This is a genomic window from Symbioplanes lichenis, from assembly GCF_030709675.1.
Taxonomy (GTDB): Bacteria; Actinomycetota; Actinomycetes; order Mycobacteriales; family Micromonosporaceae; genus Actinoplanes; species Actinoplanes lichenis.
In genome coordinates this window covers 42,308-58,625 of sequence record NZ_JAUZQD010000002.1, presented here as the reverse complement: position 1 = coordinate 58,625, position 16,318 = coordinate 42,308, and the positions used below count along the sequence as shown (strand labels likewise).

13 protein-coding genes are annotated in these 16,318 nt (G+C 73.7%); 7 read left to right on the top strand and 6 right to left on the bottom strand.

What is annotated here, in order from left to right:
- Positions 1–3: 3 nt before the first annotated feature.
- The 4 genes from RAN62_RS04225 to RAN62_RS04210 are packed head-to-tail and all read right to left on the bottom strand — an operon-like array spanning position 4 to position 7,403.
- Positions 4–681 carry an ABC transporter ATP-binding protein gene (locus RAN62_RS04225; RefSeq protein WP_305783121.1) on the bottom strand — a complete coding sequence of 226 codons (678 nt, stop codon included), beginning with the start codon at positions 679–681 and terminating at the stop codon, positions 4–6.
- Positions 674–1,609 carry an ABC transporter ATP-binding protein gene (locus tag RAN62_RS04220; protein WP_305783120.1) on the bottom strand — a complete coding sequence of 312 codons (936 nt, stop codon included), beginning with the start codon at positions 1,607–1,609 and terminating at the stop codon, positions 674–676. The genes RAN62_RS04225 and RAN62_RS04220 overlap by 8 nt, the downstream gene beginning before the upstream one ends.
- A complete protein-coding gene (locus RAN62_RS04215) occupies positions 1,609–4,287 on the bottom strand; it encodes an FtsX-like permease family protein (RefSeq protein WP_305783119.1) in 2,679 nt (892 codons plus the stop codon). The genes RAN62_RS04220 and RAN62_RS04215 overlap by 1 nt, the downstream gene beginning before the upstream one ends.
- The gene (locus tag RAN62_RS04210; protein ID WP_305783118.1) at positions 4,284–7,403 is read right to left on the bottom strand and encodes an FtsX-like permease family protein; all 3,120 of its coding nucleotides are present in this window, start codon (positions 7,401–7,403) and stop codon (positions 4,284–4,286) included. The genes RAN62_RS04215 and RAN62_RS04210 overlap by 4 nt, the downstream gene beginning before the upstream one ends.
- Before the next feature lie 88 nt (positions 7,404–7,491).
- On the opposite strand from RAN62_RS04210, the gene RAN62_RS04205 reads away from it, so the two are divergent.
- On the top strand, positions 7,492–8,058 hold the full coding sequence (locus tag RAN62_RS04205; protein ID WP_305783117.1) for an AAA family ATPase: 567 nt from the start codon (positions 7,492–7,494) through the stop codon (positions 8,056–8,058).
- Positions 8,059–8,127: 69 nt separating this feature from the next.
- Here the strand turns inward: RAN62_RS04205 and RAN62_RS04200 are convergent, their stop codons facing one another.
- Positions 8,128–8,823 carry a TetR/AcrR family transcriptional regulator gene (locus RAN62_RS04200; RefSeq protein WP_305783116.1) on the bottom strand — a complete coding sequence of 232 codons (696 nt, stop codon included), beginning with the start codon at positions 8,821–8,823 and terminating at the stop codon, positions 8,128–8,130.
- Positions 8,824–8,876: 53 nt separating this feature from the next.
- Between RAN62_RS04200 and RAN62_RS04195 the strand changes: the two genes are divergently transcribed.
- The gene (locus tag RAN62_RS04195; protein WP_305783115.1) at positions 8,877–9,800 is read left to right on the top strand and encodes an NAD-dependent epimerase/dehydratase family protein; all 924 of its coding nucleotides are present in this window, start codon (positions 8,877–8,879) and stop codon (positions 9,798–9,800) included.
- Here the strand turns inward: RAN62_RS04195 and RAN62_RS04190 are convergent, their stop codons facing one another.
- A complete protein-coding gene (locus RAN62_RS04190; protein WP_305783114.1) occupies positions 9,801–10,199 on the bottom strand; it encodes a ChaB family protein in 399 nt (132 codons plus the stop codon). It lies immediately after the preceding gene.
- A gap of 349 nt (positions 10,200–10,548) precedes the next feature.
- Between RAN62_RS04190 and RAN62_RS04185 the strand changes: the two genes are divergently transcribed.
- The 5 genes from RAN62_RS04185 to RAN62_RS04165 all read left to right on the top strand — a co-directional run bounded on the left by RAN62_RS04185 (position 10,549) and on the right by RAN62_RS04165 (position 16,191).
- The gene (locus RAN62_RS04185; RefSeq protein ID WP_305783113.1) at positions 10,549–11,532 is read left to right on the top strand and encodes an ABC transporter substrate-binding protein; all 984 of its coding nucleotides are present in this window, start codon (positions 10,549–10,551) and stop codon (positions 11,530–11,532) included.
- Positions 11,533–11,540: 8 nt separating this feature from the next.
- Positions 11,541–13,070: a sugar ABC transporter ATP-binding protein gene (locus RAN62_RS04180; protein ID WP_305783112.1), complete on the top strand. Its 1,530-nt coding sequence runs from the start codon at positions 11,541–11,543 to the stop codon at positions 13,068–13,070.
- Positions 13,067–14,065, top strand: a complete 999-nt coding sequence (locus tag RAN62_RS04175) for an ABC transporter permease (RefSeq protein WP_305783111.1) — start codon at positions 13,067–13,069, stop codon at positions 14,063–14,065. The genes RAN62_RS04180 and RAN62_RS04175 overlap by 4 nt, the downstream gene beginning before the upstream one ends.
- Entirely contained in the window at positions 14,062–15,078 is a 1,017-nt protein-coding gene (gene yjfF / locus RAN62_RS04170) for a galactofuranose ABC transporter, permease protein YjfF (protein WP_305783110.1), read from the top strand. Before RAN62_RS04175 ends, yjfF begins: the two co-directional genes overlap by 4 nt.
- 120 nt (positions 15,079–15,198) lie before the next feature.
- Positions 15,199–16,191, top strand: a complete 993-nt coding sequence (locus RAN62_RS04165) for a hypothetical protein (protein ID WP_305783109.1) — start codon at positions 15,199–15,201, stop codon at positions 16,189–16,191.
- The last annotated feature ends 127 nt before the right edge of the window (positions 16,192–16,318 follow it).

Genomic DNA, 16,318 nt, shown 5'->3' with positions numbered 1-16,318 from the left:
GGTCTAAGCCTCGAGCCGCCCGTCGCGCAGGGTGAGCACCCGGTCGGCCCGGTCCATGAGCGTCGCGTCGTGCGTGGCGACCAGCGCGGTCATGCCCCGGGCGTCGACCAGGGCCCGGAGCAGGTCCATGATCGCGCGCCCGGTGTCGGAGTCGAGCTGCCCGGTCGGCTCGTCGGCGATGAGCAGCGGCGGGTCGTTGGCCAGGGCCCGGGCCACGGCGACGCGCTGCTGCTGGCCGCCGGAGAGCTCGAACGGCCGCTGGTTGGCCTGCCCGCCCAGCCCGACCAGCTCCAGCAGCAGGGCCACCCGCTCGGCCCGCGCCGAGGGGTCGAAGCCGGCCAGCCGCAGGGGGACGCTCACGTTCTCGGCGGCGGACAGGATCGGGATCAGCCCGAACGACTGGAACACGAACCCGATCGTCGACCGGCGCAGCTTGAGCAGGGCGTCCTCGCCGGCGCCGGAGACGTCGTGCCCGTCGACCTCGACGCTGCCCCGGGTGGGTTTGTCCAGGCCCCCGACGATATTGAGCAGCGTCGTCTTGCCCGCCCCGGAGCGGCCGCGGACGGCGACGAGCTCGCCCCGGCCGGTCTCGAAGGAGACGTCGCGGACGGCGTGCACGACCCCGCCGCCGGTCCCGTAGTCGCGGCCCACCCCGGCCGCGCGGATCAGCACGTCACTCATCGCCGGGCCGCACCTGCACGTGGTCGGGCTCGAGCGTCAGCTGCACCCGGTCCTTCAGCGACAGGGCCTCGACGAAGCCGGCGGGCAACTGCATCCGGCCCGCCCGGTCGAGCAGGGCGTACTCCTGGGACACGATCTCCTCCAGCCCGTCGGCGCCGGTGCGGGCGCTGCGGCGTACCTCCGAGGCGGTCCGGCCGTCCCGGATCGCGACCGTGCGGCGGACCTGGTCCGCGACGGTGTGGTCGTGGGTGACCACCACGATGGTCACGCCGAGCTCGGCGTTGATGGTGCGCAGCGCGGCGAAGACGTCCGCCGCGGTGGCCTCGTCGAGCTCGCCGGTCGGCTCGTCGGCGAAGAGCACCTCGGGGTCATTGGCGACCGCGACCGCCACCGCCGTGCGCTGCTGCTCGCCGCCGCTCATCTCCGCCGGCCGCCGGTCCGCCAGGTGCGCGACACCGGTCATCTCCAGCAGCTCCAGGGCGCGGCCCTTCTTGCGGGAGCCCGCCAGCGACATCGGCAGCTCGACGTTCTCCCGCGCGGTGAGATAAGGCAGCAGGTTGCGCGCGGTCTGCTGCCACACGAACCCGACGATCTTGCGCCGGTAGCGCAGCCGCCGCCGGGCGTTCATGGTCAGCAGGTCGTAACCGGCCACCCGGGCGATGCCGGCGGTCGGCACGTCGAGGCCGGACAGGATGTTGAGCATCGTCGACTTGCCGGAGCCGGACGCGCCGACGATGGCGAGCAGCTCCCCGCGGTCGACGGTCAGGTCGAGGCTCTGCAGCGCGACCACCTCGACGCCCTCGGTCTTGAAGATCCGGACCAGGCCGTCGCAGACGATGTGCCCGCGCAGCCGGTCCGTCCCGCCCGCCCGCGCCGCGGCGCGCTCGGCCGCCCGGCGCTGCAACTCCGGAAGATCGGGACCCGTCATCAGCTTTCCTCCCCCAGCCGCAGCGACTGTCCGAGACCCATCCGCCGGTGGGCCAGGCTCTCCACCACCACCGCGCTCACCACTCCCGCCACGAGCAGCGCGAGCGCCCGCAGGGCCAGCCCCCACCCGACACCGGGCGAGGCGCCGACGCCCGCCGTGAACGCGTCGAGGCCCAGCACCGGCCCGAGCAGCTGCGGCAGCGCCCAGCCGACGAGCGTGCCGGCCAGGAAAGCCACCGCCAGCAGCGGCGTCAGCTCGAGGATCAGCAGGTTACGGCCCTGACGGCGGGAGAGGCCGAGCGTACGCAGGCGGGACAGCGCCCGTCCGCGCGCGGGCGCCCCGGCGAGCACCGCGAGTCCCACCGCGAGCAGCGCCAGCGCCGCCGAGCCCGCCGCGCCCGCGGTGAACACGAAGCTGAGCAGGGCGTTGACGCCGTTGTCCTGCAGCGCGCTGCGATGGTCGCCCCAGGTCGTCAGGGCGGCCCGGCGCGGCAGCATGGCGTCGCTGACCTCGGTGACCGCGTCGCCGCCGATCGTGCGGCGCAGCACGCCCAGGTAGTACTCGCGCTGCCCGGCGTCGGCCACGCTGAGCACCCGCGCCGGGTCGTAACCGGTGCCGGCGAGCAGGAACTCGGTCGGGATCAGCGGCTGCTCGGGCAGGACCGGGATCGCCCGCCACGGCAGCGCGATGTAGCGGCGGGCTCCGGCGTCGAGCAGCGGCAGGGCGTCGGTCACCTCGGCGACGCGGAAGTCGTACGGGTGGCCCTGCACATAGACGACGCCGGTCGGGCCGATCTCCGCGGCGACGTCGGGCGACACGACGGCGGGCAGCGGCTCGGCCGTGCGGGTCTCGGACAGCGCGGCGGGCAGCTGTTCGCGCACGCCGCTGCGCCGGGCCACCTCGGTCGCGGCGGTGCCGTCGACGATGATCAGCTGGGCGCTGTCGGAGCCGGAACCCCGGGAGTTCAAGAGCCGCACCCCGGCGTACGTGAGGAGGGGCGCGGCCGCCTCCACGCCGGGCACCCGGGCGATCGCGGTCTCGGTGCCGGGCTGGAACGAGTAGCCGCTCAGGCGGGCGTCGGCGGCCACCGACCGGTCCGTGGCGCGGTCCCGGGCGTCGTCGATCGTGGTGCTGACCGCCGCGGTGAAGATGCCGGTGGCGGCCGCGACCACGAGCACCGCGAGCGGACCGGCGGACACCGTGGAGCCCCGGCCGGCGCGGGCCAGTCCGAGGAAGCCGACGGCGCCGCGGCCCCGGGCGGCGAGCCGGCCGGCGAGGCGGAGCGGGGCGGGCGTCAGGCGTACGACCAGAAGGGCCGCCGACGCTCCCAGCAGGACCGGCACGACCGACAGGAAGGGATCGGTGTCGTTCTGCAGGCCGCGCCGGCGGACGAGGACCACGCCGAGCCCGGTGAGCAGCAGCAGGAAGATCTCGGCCGTGGTCCGGCGCAGGCCCGGCCGGGCGACCGCACGCCCGCCGCCCGCCGGAGGCCGCGCCGCGAGGAAGGCCGGGACGCCGACGGCGAGCAGGAGCAGAACACCCAGCAGGAGGACCTCGCTGTCGCCGGCCCGGCCCGGGAGGAGCGACGCCGCGAGCCGGCCGAGCGCCACGGCCGGGATGCCGACCAGGGCCGCCTCCGCGAGGGCCCGGGCGGCCGTCCGCCCGCTGCTCGCCCCGCGCGCCCGCAGCAGCACCTGCTCGGCCCGCCGCCGGTCGGCCATGAGCAGCGCCGCCAGCACCATGAGCCCGGCCACGGTGACGATCAGCCCGGCCTGGACGACGGCGACGGTCGCGCGGGCGCCGTGCAGCCGGCCGGCGAAGACCGTCAGCTCCCGGTCGAGCCCGGTGGACAGGGACAGGTAGTCGCGCGGCGGCTCCCGGCGCGCCTGCACGATCGCGGTGGTCAGCGGCTCGATGTCCGGGGCGGTCAGGGCCTCGGCGCGCAGGCGGTACCGCCACTGGTAGCGCAGGAGGGCCGTTTCGCGTCCGGCCAGCTCGGCGCCCGCTGCGTCGGTCAACGCGGTGGCCCGCCAGGTGAACCCGTCGTCGATCGCCGGGCAGGAGATCCGCTCGGTCGCGGTGCCCGCCCACTGCGGCGAGGCAGAGTCGAGCGGCTGGTAGACGCCGACGATCCGCAGCGCGGCGGTGCCGTACTCGGTGGCCACGGTCAGCGTCGTGCCGACCTTCAGACCGGCCAGCGCCGCGGCCTCCGCGGTGACCACGGCTTCCGCGCGGCTCGCGCTCTTCGGGAGGCGGCCCTCCACCATGCGTACGGCCGCAGCGGCCCCGGTCTGGTAGAGCGCGCGCACCGTGGGCCGGCACTTCGCGTTGTACGGGGCGGGACCGGACAATGTCGTGCCCGGAGCCTCGACGCTCGCCCGGAACCAGCTGTCCTCGACGAACCCGGGGATCGGGGCGGGCAGCCCGCCGCTGACGAGTTGGCGGAAGCCGTCGCCGGCGGTGGCCCGGATGCCGTCGGTCTCGTCGGGGTTGGTCGCGAAGATCAGATCCCGCGCCTCCCACGACAGCCCGCCGACGTCCGAGCGCAGCCCCTCGTCGGTGTAGTGGTTCGCCAGCCGGGGCACGCCCGCGGCGATCAGCGCCGCCACCAGGGTCAGGGCGGCGAGCAGGCCCAGGTTCCCGGCGTACGCGCGGACGCGGCGCAGCACGGCTCTCATCGGTCGGCTCCCAGCTTGAGGCGGGCCGGGGCCAGCCGGCGGCGCAGCGTGGCCCCGGTCAGGGCGCTCAGCGTGAGCGCGAGCACCAGCAGCAACGCCGCTGTTCCTCCGGCGCGCCACCAGTCGACGACCAGCACCGGCTCGGGGATCGGACGCGTCGCCGCGGGGGTCAGGATCAGCAGCGGCGCCATCGTGGCGGCCACGCCGATGCCGACGGCCAGCCCCGCGAGCACCCCGGTCCCCGCGAGGAACGCCTGCTCGGTCATGAGCGACCGGGCCAGCGTCACCGGGCCCGCGCCCAGCGTGTCGAGCACCGCCAGCTCGGAGATGCGCCGGCGGGCCGTGGTGCGCACGTCGACCAGGATGCCGGCCGCCGCGAGGAGCAGGGCCCCGATCGCGGCCACCAGCAGGGCGGTCCGGCCGCCGAGCCCGTACGCGTCGACGGCCGACGCCGCGCCGATCGCCCGCCGGTCGAGCACGTCCAGCCCGCCGAGCCGCGTGGCCGCCGCGGCCGCCGCCGTGTGGTCGCCCGCGCCCGTCGCGATCCACCACTCCTGGGTGCCGTGCGGCAGCCCGGCGCGCCCGAGCAGATAGGCCTGGAGCGTCGGCCGGTCGACGAGCAGCGCGCCGCCGGCCTGCGTACCGGGGACCGCCGCGATCGTGCCGACCACCTGGACCGGCACGGTGGTGCCGCCCATCCGCAGCCGGGTCTCCCCCTCGTCGTCGAAGCGCAGCGCCGCCCGGGCCGCCGCGGTGACCACCACCGGCACCTCGGCGATCGCGATGTCCGGCGTCACCGTGAACTGCAGCCGCGTCGTGCTCCCGCCCGGATAGAGCACCCGCAGCGAGCCCGGGCCGGTCTCGGCCTTCTTCAGGCTGGCGGCGGGGGCCGCCGCCTGCCACGCGCCGGCGAACGGCAGGGGCCGGCCTCCGACGGCCACGCCGGACAGGACCAGTTCCACCTCACCGCCGCTCGCGGTGACCTGGAACCCGGCGAGCCGCAGCGGTCGCCGCACCGCGGGCAGGGCCACCGAGAAAGAACCCTGCTCGAGGGGTACGCGCACCTGCGCGCCCGTGGCGTCGAGCAGCACCGCGGTCAGCGACGGCGACCCGGCGCTCCCGGTCAGCGACGCGCGGCCGGTGAGCCGGTCCCCTGCGGGCAGCTCGGGGAACGAGTCGGCCGGACGGCGGCGGGTCAGGTCCTCGGTGAGCGCGGCCGGACCGCCGTCGTAGAGGTCGTCGCGGATCCGGACGGTCCGGCCGAGCTCCTCCGCGTCGATCGCGATCAGGTCGACCGAGGCGCTGCCCGGCGTGGGCGGCTGCAGGCTTTCCCGCCAGGCCGGGACGATCGCCGTGGCCCCGGGCAGGGTGGCGAGCGCGGCGGGCCGGCTGTCCGGGGCGGCGTTGCCGGTCTCGACCAGGCGCAGGTCGGCGCCCACCTCGTGGTCGGCCTGGTCGTTGACCGACTGCCGGGCGGTCCCGGCCAGGCACCAGCCGACCGTGCCCGCGGCGACGGCGAGCGCCAGGAGCAGCACCGGCCCGGCGTGCGGACGGCGACCGGCCTGCCAGATGCCGAACAGCGCCGAGAAGTTGGTGCCCCGGCCCAGCCGCCGCTCGGCCAGCCGGGAGGCGGGCTGCAACAGCCGCAGGGCGAGGGTGGCCCCGGCGAGGATGCCGATGGTCGGGGCGGCGGCGAGCAGCGGGTCGATGCCCAGCCCGGCGCCCGACCCCGCGGACAGCGGCGACGAGTACTGCCGCAGCTGCAGCCAGCCGAGCACCGCCAGCGCCACGAGCAGCAGGTCGGCGCCGGCCCGCTGGACGAAGGCGCGGCGGCCGGGCCGGGACCGGGCGGCCATCTCACTCACGTACGTGCCGCCGCGCACGACCGGCAGCGTGATGGCCAGCGCGCAACCCGCCGCCGCCAGCACCGCCACGAACCACAGCTGCGGCTCGGGACCCCAGCCCGGGTACGCCCGCAGCCCGAACCAGCCCCGCGCGGCGGAGAAGTGCACGGCCGCCGCGGCGAGGGGCGGAGCGACGAGAGCGGCCGGCAGGACCAGGGCGGCCGCCTCGGCGGCCCCGAACCCGGCCAGCTGGACGTTCGTGGCGCCCCGGGCCCGCAGCAGCGCCGACTCGGCCCGCCGGTGCTCGGTGAGGAGCGCGGCCACCAGCACCAGCGCGAGCCCGCTCAGCACGCTGACCAGCAGGATCGGGGTGACCAGGGCGGACCGGCCGACCAGGTCGGCGTTCTCGAGCCGCCCGGCCAGCTCGGCGGGCCCGGCCGCCTCGACCGTCGCCGAGGTGCCCAGGCCGGTCGCGTCCGGCAGCGCCTCCTCCTCGGCCGTGGCGGCGGTGGCCGCCCGGCGCACCCCGGCGACGTCGGCCCCGGTGAGGTCGACGGCCGCCACCCAGGCCGCGGAGGCCCCGGTCGCGAAGCTCCGGTCGAAGTCCTCGCGGCCGACCGCGAACGGCCCGTAGGTCGCGGAGCCGGGCAGCACGCCCCCGGCGACGTCCGGGGCGAGCCGCCAGTACGGGTCGCCCGCCGACCGCGGCCGCCACACGCCGCTGACGACCACGACCGTGGTCTTCTCCGAGACGCGGTCCACCACGGGCACCCGGTCGCCGGGGGCCAGCCCGAGCACCCGCGCGGCGCCCTCCCCGACGGCGGTCTGCTGCGGCTGCTTCCCGGGCTGCGGCCACGCCCCGGCGGTCAGCTCGGCGTGCGCGGCCAGGTCCTCGAAGAAGCCGACCGACGCGTAGACGAGCCCGCCCTGGTCCGGCACCGCGTCGCCGGTGTCCCCGCCGAGCGCCCGCCCCGACGCGTACCCCGCGGCGACCACCCCGACCGGTCGCCCGCCCAGCCCGTTCGCGAACCGCTCCCGCACGGCGGCGTCCCGCTCGGCGAACGCGGCGGCGTCCCGGCCGCCCGAGCCGCGGACGAGCACGGACCGCTCGCCGGGCGCCGACGCCTCGATCGTGCCCGCGGTCCCGGCGGCGACCATCCGCGTGCTGTAGGCGGCCAGCCCGGTCAGCAGCAGCGTCGCGATGAGCGCGAGCGCCCCGGCCGCGGCCAGCAGCGAGCGCGCGGCAGCCGCCCGGCGTAGCACCAAGCTCATGTCCGCGCGTCCCCCGTAATGCCGCCCCCGATCACTGCGGAAGCACTATAGGTCCATGACCCGCCCCGCACCCACCCCCTTTGATCACATGTTGATCTCTCCGGTTCTGGTGATCATCCGCGGCAACTCGGCGAGCGGGAAGACGACCGCCGCCCGGGAGATCCGCCGCCGCTACGGCCGTGGGTGCGCGCTCCTCGAGCAGGACCACCTGCGCCGCATCGTGCTGCGCGAGCACGACCACGACGGCGGGGTGGCCCCCGCCTTCATCGCCGCCACGGCCCGCAGCGCCCTCGACCTCGGTTACCACGTCGTGCTCGAAGGCATCCTCCACGCCCAGCACTACGGCCCGGCCCTGACCGACCTGATCGCCACCCACCCCGGCCCGGCCCACGTGTACTACTTGGACATCCCCTTCGCCGAAACCCTGCGCCGCCACGCCACCCGCCCGGACATGGCCCACATCACCGAGACGGAGATGCGCGGCTGGTACGCCCCCTCCGACGTCCTCGGCCTGCCCGGCGAAACCGTCCTCGGCCCGGCGGCGAGCCTTGAGGAGATCGTCACGACCGTCCTGCACCGCAGCGGCCTCGCCACAGCCGCCGCTCTGACCCCGTGCCCGGTCAGCTGCCCCCGGTGCCGCCGGCCAAGCCCCTGACCGGGGTGGCCGCGCGCGGGCCGGCCGGAACCTCGACCGGGCTCAAACCCTGCGCCGCCTGGTGAGCGGTCAGTCCAGGCCCAGGCGGTCGGCCACGGCGTCCATCTCGGCGCGGAGGAGGGCGGCCGGGTCGAAGCCCATGCCCGTGAACTGCCCGTGCACGGTCAGGCTCACGACGCCGTGCAGGCGGGACCACACGCTGAGGACGGTGGTCAGGAGCAGCGCCGGGTCGCCGTCGGGGGCCCAGGTCCGGACCCAGTCGGCGACGGCCGGAGTGGTGGCGGCCCACTCTCCCAGCTGACCGGTCAGCGATCCGGCCACCGGCGCCGGGCGGCCCTGCGCGAGCACGGTGAGGAACGGGCCGAGGACCGCGCGCGCCTTGCCGACGCTCTCCGGCGGCGCCTCGTAACCGGGCAACGGCGTCCCGGCGATGAGAGCGAACCGGTGGGGCTGCGCGGCCGCCCAGCCGAGGAAGGCGGCGGCGAGGGCCCACAGGCGGTGCCGCGCCGGCTCGTCGGCGGTTGCCTCCAAGGTTTCCCGGACGGCCCCCGCCACGTCGTCATAGGCATCGAGCAGCAGCACCGTCAGCAACTCGTCGCGGTTGCGGAAGTACTTGTAGAGGGCCGGCCCCGAGACGCCGAGGGTCTTGGCGACGGCGTTGAGGCTCAGCGCGCCGGGACCGCCGGCGTCGATCTGGGCCAGGGCCGCCTGCTTGATCTCGCCGATGACCTGCTCGCGATAGCGCCGCCGGGGGCTGTTCTGCACGCGGAGCATCTTACGATGGTTACAACCTCTAACCAAAGTGCTACCGTGTAACTATGACTACTGACCTTCACGTCGTTCTCGGAACCGGGCCCGCCGGCACCACCCTCGCCGAGGAGCTGCTCCGACGCGGGCACAGCGTGCGGACGGTCGACCGCAAGGGCCGCCAGGTCGCACCCGGCGCCGAGCCCGTCGCCGCCGACATCCTGGATCCCGCCGCCGCGCGCGCCGCCGTCGCCGGAGCCACCGTGGTCCACCACTGCGTCAACGTCGGATACGAGCACCAGGTCGACGTCATGCCCCGGGTGCAGCGCACGGTGCTCGACGCCGTCGCCGCCGCCGACGCCCGGCTCGTGGTGCTCGACACCCTCTACCCCTACGGGCCGTCGCACGGCGCGGTGCTCACCGAGCAGAGCCCGTGGCGGGCCACCTCCCGCAAGGGCCGGATGCGCGCCGAGCTCGACGAGGCCTACCTGTCCAGCGGCCTGCCCGTGGTCCTCGGCCGGGCCGCCGACTTCTACGGCCCCCGGGTGCTCAACTCCAGCCTCGGCGCGGCCATCTTCCCGGCGGCGCTGACCGGCGGCACCGTCCTGGCGCTCGGCGATCGGACGGCGGCGCACAGTGTCACGTACATCGGGGATGTCGCCGCCGGTCTCGCCACCCTGGCCGAGGCGGGCGACGGCGCGTGGGGCCGGGTCTGGCACCTGCCGACGGCGCCGGCGCCCACCACGGACGAGGTCCTCGACCGCATCCGTACGCTGACCGGCGCCGCCTTCGACGTGCACACGCTCACCGCCGCGGAGCCCTGGGGCCCGTTCGACGCGACGTTCATGGCGGAGTACGAGGAGCTGTTCTACCAGCACACCGAGCCGCAGATCATGGACTCGTCGGCGTTCGAGCAGGCGTTCGGGGTCGCCCCGGTCGTTCTGGACGACGGCCTGGCCGCGACGATCGCGTGGTACCGGGAGAACGTGCTCTGACTACTTACCGCGCGCCTTGCGGGTGTTGCGGTTGTTCGCCTTCTGGATGGCGTCGACAAGCTCGGGCTTGGTCATCCGCGACCGCCCGCTGATCTCTAGCCGCTTCGCGACGTCCATCAGGTGTTGCTTGCTGGCGTTGGCGTCGACTCCCCCGGCCGTTTCGGCCTTGGTGGAGCGCCCGCCGGCCGCCTTGGCGTCGCTGGGGCCCTTCTTCTCCTTGGGCTCCCAGTGATCGCCGACCTTCTCGAACGAGTGCTTGACCGCGGAGAACGCCGTGCGGTGGGCGCGCTCGCCCTCGCCGTACTCCTCGACGGCCGAGTCGTGCGTCTTGACGAACGTGTCCTGCGCCTTCTTCGGCGACCGCTTGAGCGTGCTGGGCATGTCTTCACGCGCCGGCATGATGTCTCCCCTCGCGACGATTACCACCCCTGGTCGTGCCCGCGAGATCACCACTCCAAACGGCGGGACGACGCTGAGCTGCCCGGAAAAGATTGTTAATGGTTCATTGATCAACCATTCGCAAGATCAGGAATGGCATCGTCGCGGACCGTTGCAGATCAACTCTTGACGGTGGTGGAGTGAGCGGTAACACTCATGAAACCAAGGCGGCCGGATCGACCTCCGACGATCTTGAATGACGAGCGACCGCACTCTTCCCCGCGTCGGCTCATCCTTCGCGCGACGGTTCCGTGCTGCCCGCACGGCGATTTTGTTAACGCTAACAGATGCTTTCGAGAGGTTGATCTCCATGGGAAAGCGATCCCTGGCCGCCCTGGCGGCCACCCTCATAACCGCCGCCTCCCTCGCCGGCTGCGCGGGTGACGACGCCGGCGGCGGCAGCGGCGGCGGGGACGGCAAGCTGGTGCTCGGCTTCTCGCAGGTCGGCGCGGAGAGCGGCTGGCGCACCGCGAACACCAAGTCCATCCAGGACTCGGCCGCCGCCTCCGGGGTGGACCTGAAGTTCGTCGACGCGCAGGGCAAGCAGGAGAACCAGATCAAGGCGATCCGCTCGTTCATCACGCAGCGGGTCGACGTGATCGCCTTCTCCCCGGTGGTCGAGTCGGGCTGGGACACCGTGCTCAAGGAGGCCAAGGACGCGGACATCCCGGTCATTCTCACCGACCGCGCGATCGATTCGCCGGACACCAGCCTCTACAAGACGTTCATCGGCTCGGACTTCGTGCTCGAGGGCAAGAAGGCCGGCGAGTGGCTGGTCAAGGAATACGAGGGCAGGAACGACCCGGTCAACATCGTGGAATTGCAGGGTACGCCCGGCGCCGCCCCCGCCAACGACCGCAAGGCCGGATTCGCCGACGTCATCAAGGCCGACCCGAAGTTCAAGGTCGTCGCGTCGCAGACCGGGCAGTTCACCCGCACCGACGGCAAGCAGGTCATGGAGACCTTCCTCAAGTCGCAGCCGAAGATCGACGTGCTCTACGCGCACAACGACGACATGGGCCTGGGCGCCATCGAGGCGATCGAGGCGGCCGGCAAGAAGCCCGGCACCGACATCAAAATCATCACGGTCGACGCGGTGAAGGACGGCATGACCGCGCTCTCCCAGGGCAAGATCAACTACATCGTCGAGTGCTCCCCGCTGCTCGGCCCGCAGCTGATGGACCTGGCCAAGAAGGTCAACGACGGCGAGCAGGTCGAGCAGCGTGTGCTCACCGAGGAGACGACCTTCACCCCGGAGCAGGCCAAGCAGGTCCTGCCCGAGCGGAAGTACTGAGCCGCCCCATGACGGACAGCACGCCGGCCGTCCTCGAGATGGCCGGCATCCGCAAGGTGTTCCCCGGGGTCACCGCGCTGGACGGGGTCGACTTCCGGCTCTTCCCGGGCGAGGTCCACGCCCTCATGGGCGAGAACGGCGCCGGCAAGTCGACCCTCATCAAGGTCCTGACCGGCGTGTACGACATCGACGGCGGCGACGTCCGGCTGGCCGGCTCGCCGGTGCGGTTCGCCGGCCCGCTCCAGGCGCAACAGGCCGGGATCAGCACCGTCTACCAAGAGGTCAACCTGTGCGCCAACCTCTCGGTCGCCGAGAACATCTTCATCGGCCGGGAGCCGCGTACGCTGGGCCGGATCCGGTGGGGCGAGATGCGCAAGCGGGCCCGCGCGCTGCTGGCCCGCCTGGATCTCGATCTTGACGTCACCGCCCCGCTGACCAGCTACTCCCTGGCCATCCAGCAGATGATCGCCATCGCCCGCGCCGTGGATATCGACGCGCGGGTCTTGATCCTCGACGAGCCGACGTCGAGTCTCGACGCCGGCGAGGTGGAGCAGCTGTTCCAGGTCGTGCGGCGGCTCAAGGACGACGGGGTGGCGATCCTGTTCGTCTCGCACTTCCTCGACCAGGTCTACGCGATCGCCGACCGCATGACCGTGCTGCGCAACGGCCGGCTCATCGGCGAGTGGCGCACCGCCGAGCTGCCCCGGATGCAGCTGGTCACGGCCATGATCGGCAAGGAGCTGGCGACGCTCGAGGAGATCGAGGAGCAACCCCGGGCGGCGGCCGCGGCGCTGGAACGCGGCGAGCCCGTCGTCGAGGCGCGCGGGCTCGGGCGGCGCGGGGCCATCGAGCCGTTCCAGCTCGCGATCCACGCCGGGGAGGTGGTCGGGCTGGCCGGGCTGCTGGGCTCCGGGCGTACGGAACTCGCGCGCCTGCTCTTCGGCGCCGACCACGCGGACGAGGGCACCCTCGCCGTCGGCGGGCGGCCGGTGACGATCCGCAGCCCGCACGCCGCCATGGCGCACGGCATCGCGTTCAGCTCGGAGAACAGGCGCACCGAGGGCCTCGTGGCCGATCTGACCGTACGCGAGAACATCGTCCTGGCCCTGCAGGCGGCGCGCGGCTGGACCCGTCCCCTCCCCCGCCGGATCCAGGACGAGCTCGTCGCGAAGTACGTCGCGGCGCTGCAGATCCGCCCGGCCGATCCCGAGCTGCCCGTCCGCACGCTCAGCGGCGGCAACCAGCAGAAGGTGCTGCTCGCCCGCTGGCTGATCACCGAGCCGAAGCTGCTCATCGTCGACGAGCCGACCCGCGGCATCGACGTGGGCGCCAAGGCGGAGATCCAGCGGCTCGTGGCGGAGCTGGCCGGCGGCGGCATGGCCGTGCTGTTCGTCAGCGCGGAGCTGGAGGAGGTGCTGCGGCTCAGCCACAAGATCGAGGTGCTGCGCGACCGGCGGCTGGTCGAGGAGCTGGACAACACCGGCGGGCTCGACGCCGACCGCATCATGCGCACCATCGCGGAGGGAACATCGCAATGAGAACCGTCGTCCGGCACCGGCTCTTCTGGCCGGCCGCCGTCCTGGTGGTGCTGCTGCTCAGCAACCTGATCAGCTCCCCCGGCTTCTTCTCCGTCACGCTGCAGGACGGCCACCTCTACGGGTCGGTCGTCGACATCCTGCGCCGGGCGGCGCCCCTGATCCTGGTCGCCGTGGGCATGACTCTGGTCATCGCGACCGGCGGCATCGACCTGTCGGTGGGGTCGGTGATGGCGATCTCGGGCGCGCTGGCCTGCGTCCGGATCGCCGACGGCGCCGGCTGGGCCGTGGCCGTGCTCGCGGCGCTCGCCCTGAGCCTGATCCTGGGCCTCTGGAACGGGGTCCTGGTGTCGGTGATCGGGATCCAGCCGATCATCGCGACGCTGATCCTCATGGTCGCCGGGCGCGGGATCGCGCAGCTCATCACCGGTGGCCAGATCATCAACGTGACCGACGACGCGTACCGGGTGATCGGCGCCGGATACGCCCTGGCGATCCCGGTGTCCGTGCTCATCGCCGCCGCGATGGTGGCCGTGGCGGTCGTGCTCACCCGCCGCACGGCCCTGGGCCTGCTGTTGCAGGCGGTCGGCGGCAACCCGGTCGCGAGCCGGCTCGCCGGTGTCCACGCCCGGCGGCTGACCCTGCTCGTCTATGTCTTCGCCGGGCTGTGCGCGGGCATCGCGGGCCTCATCTACAGCTCGAACGTCTCCAGCGCGGACAGCAACGCGGCCGGCAACCTCATCGAGCTGGACGCCATCCTCGCCGTCGTCATCGGCGGCACGGCGCTGACCGGCGGCCACTTCTCGCTGGCCGGCACCACGCTCGGCGCCGTCCTCATCGAGGCGCTCAACGTCACCACGGTCACGCTCGGCATCCCGGTCGAGACGACACTGCTCTTCAAGGCGGTCGTCGTGGTCGTCCTCTGCCTGGTCCAGTCGGCCACGTTCCGCACGCTGGTCCTGCGGCGCCGGAAGAACGCGATCGGGGCACCAGCATGACGGCCCTCGGCACCACCCCCGCGACGAACAAGCAGGCGCCGCCGGCGCGCAACCGGGTCTACCGGCCCAAGCTGCGGCAGCTGCCGGTCCTGGCCACCCTGGCCCTGCTGATCATCATGTACGTCATCGGCACCGCCAACTATCGCGGCTTCTCCGACACCCAGGTCGTCCTCAACATCCTGGTCGACAACGCGTTCCTGCTCGTGGTCGCGGCCGGCATGACGTTCGTGATCCTGACCGGCGGCATCGACCTCTCCGTCGGTGCCGTGGTGGCCCTCACCACGACGCTCGCCGCCACCCTGCTCGACGCGGGCTGGCCGCCGGCCGTCGTGCTCCCGGCGATGCTGCTGGGCGGCACGCTCTTCGGCACCGGCATGGGCGCGGTCATCCACTTCTTCAAGATCGAGCCGTTCATCGCCACGCTCGCGGGCATGTTCCTCGCCCGGGGGCTGGCGCTGCTCATCAACCGCAACTCGATCACCATCACCGACGGCTTCTGGACCTCGGTCGCCCAGCAGCGGATCCGTTTCGCCCCCGGCGTGTTCATCTCGTCGAGCGTCGTGGTCGCCCTGGTGGTGGTCCTGCTGGGGGCCTACGTGCTGGCTTACACCCGATTCGGCCGTACGGTCTACGCGATCGGTGGCAACGCGGACTCCGCGCTGCTCATGGGTCTGCCGGTCGGCCGCACCCGGATCGGCGTCTACGCGGTCAGCGGCTTCTGCTCGGCACTGGGCGGGCTGCTGCTCAGCTTCTACATGCTCTCGGGCTACAGCCTGCACGCCCAGGGCCTCGAACTGGACGCCATCGCCGCCGTGGTGATCGGCGGCGTCCTGCTCACCGGCGGTTCCGGTTATCTCTTCGGGACCGTCCTCGGCGTCCTCGTGCTGGGCCTGATCCAGACGATCCTCACCTTCCAGGGCACGCTCAGCTCGTGGTGGACCCGCATCGTCGTCGGCGCGCTGCTGTTCGCCTTCATCGTCCTCCAACGGCTGGTCACCCGCCGGGTGCGGTGACCCTGCCCCCGCGGCGGCGGTGGCCCGGACTTCTTTCCGGGCCACCGCCGCTTTCGTTCATCCCCCGGGGCCCCGGCTGCGTAGTCACTGAGGACAACTACCGAGTCACAGGAGTCCGCCGTGGACCAGCAGCCGCCACTCGACCCCGGCCCCCTCCCCGCCATCGCCGACTACTGGCCCGACGCCCCGCACCGGATGAGCCCGCCGGCCGACTACTACGACGGGGATCCCACCCCGGCGCCGCCCGGTCCCGTCATCACTTTGCGAACCCGCGACGAGCCCACGCCCCCGCGCCGCCGCCGGTACGGGCTCGTGGTCACCCTCGCGCTGCTGCTGATCGTCGCCGGCGCCGGGGTCGTGCTGTGGCGCCACGATCCGCTCGACATCCGTACGCCCGCCGCTCTGCCGGCAGCGCCAGGTCTCGCCCCGGCGAGCCCCTCCCCCGCGGACACCGGGCCGCCCGGCCTCGGCGAAGACCCGTGGTTCGACAGCGCGGGCCCGCCGGCGGCCTATGTCACCGCCCCGGCCGGCGGCCGCACCACCGGCACCTTCGAGCTGGTCAGCGACGCCGCCTTCGCCGGTCTGCTGGTGGGCGACACCGGCGCCGACCTCTACCGCATCACGGCCCGCCAGGGCAGCAGCATCACGCCACGCGTGGTGGAGGCGGACGGCAAGCTCCGCCTCTTCCTAGACCCGGCCGGCCGCCCCGGCGACGAAGAGGTCGAGGTGACGCTCTCCGGCGCCGTCCGCTGGCAGATCACCGTCTCGGGCGGGCTCAGCCGGGGCCTGTTCGGCCTCGACGAGGCCAAGCTCTCCGGCCTGACCCTCGCCGGCGACGCGGCCGACCTCGAGCTCCACCTGCCCCGCCCGAGCGGCACCCTGCCGGTCCGCGTGTCCGGCGGCATCGACCAGTTCTCGATCAAGGCCGGCCGGGGCGTGCCGGTCCGCGTCCGCACGCGACGCGGCGCCGGCGAGGTGACCTTCGACGGCCGCAAGGACGAGGGCGTCGCCCGCAACGCGACCTTCCAGAACGCCGCCTTCCGCACCGGCCGCAACCGCATCGACGTGGACGCCACCGCCGGCGTGGGCACCCTGAAACTCGCCCGCAGTTGAAGCGCGCCGAGCACCGGCTTCTCGCCCGAGTGCGCGCTTGCGGCGGCCGTTGCCACGCTGCGCGGCTCGTGGGGCGACGCCGATGCCGGGGCCGATCTCGAGGACGCGGTCGGAGAGCTGGCCGCGG

Coding starts and splice junctions, on each gene's coding strand:
- RAN62_RS04205 (WP_305783117.1), top strand. CDS start 7,492: ATGTTGATCTCTCCGGTTCTGGTGATCATCCGCGGCAACTCGGCGAGC.
- RAN62_RS04185 (WP_305783113.1), top strand. CDS start 10,549: ATGGGAAAGCGATCCCTGGCCGCCCTGGCGGCCACCCTCATAACCGCC.
- RAN62_RS04175 (WP_305783111.1), top strand. CDS start 13,067: ATGAGAACCGTCGTCCGGCACCGGCTCTTCTGGCCGGCCGCCGTCCTG.
- RAN62_RS04195 (WP_305783115.1), top strand. CDS start 8,877: ATGACTACTGACCTTCACGTCGTTCTCGGAACCGGGCCCGCCGGCACC.
- RAN62_RS04220 (WP_305783120.1), bottom strand. CDS start 1,609: ATGACGGGTCCCGATCTTCCGGAGTTGCAGCGCCGGGCGGCCGAGCGC.
- RAN62_RS04210 (WP_305783118.1), bottom strand. CDS start 7,403: ATGAGCTTGGTGCTACGCCGGGCGGCTGCCGCGCGCTCGCTGCTGGCC.
- RAN62_RS04215 (WP_305783119.1), bottom strand. CDS start 4,287: ATGAGAGCCGTGCTGCGCCGCGTCCGCGCGTACGCCGGGAACCTGGGC.
- RAN62_RS04225 (WP_305783121.1), bottom strand. CDS start 681: ATGAGTGACGTGCTGATCCGCGCGGCCGGGGTGGGCCGCGACTACGGG.
- yjfF (WP_305783110.1), top strand. CDS start 14,062: ATGACGGCCCTCGGCACCACCCCCGCGACGAACAAGCAGGCGCCGCCG.
- RAN62_RS04180 (WP_305783112.1), top strand. CDS start 11,541: ATGACGGACAGCACGCCGGCCGTCCTCGAGATGGCCGGCATCCGCAAG.
- RAN62_RS04190 (WP_305783114.1), bottom strand. CDS start 10,199: ATGCCGGCGCGTGAAGACATGCCCAGCACGCTCAAGCGGTCGCCGAAG.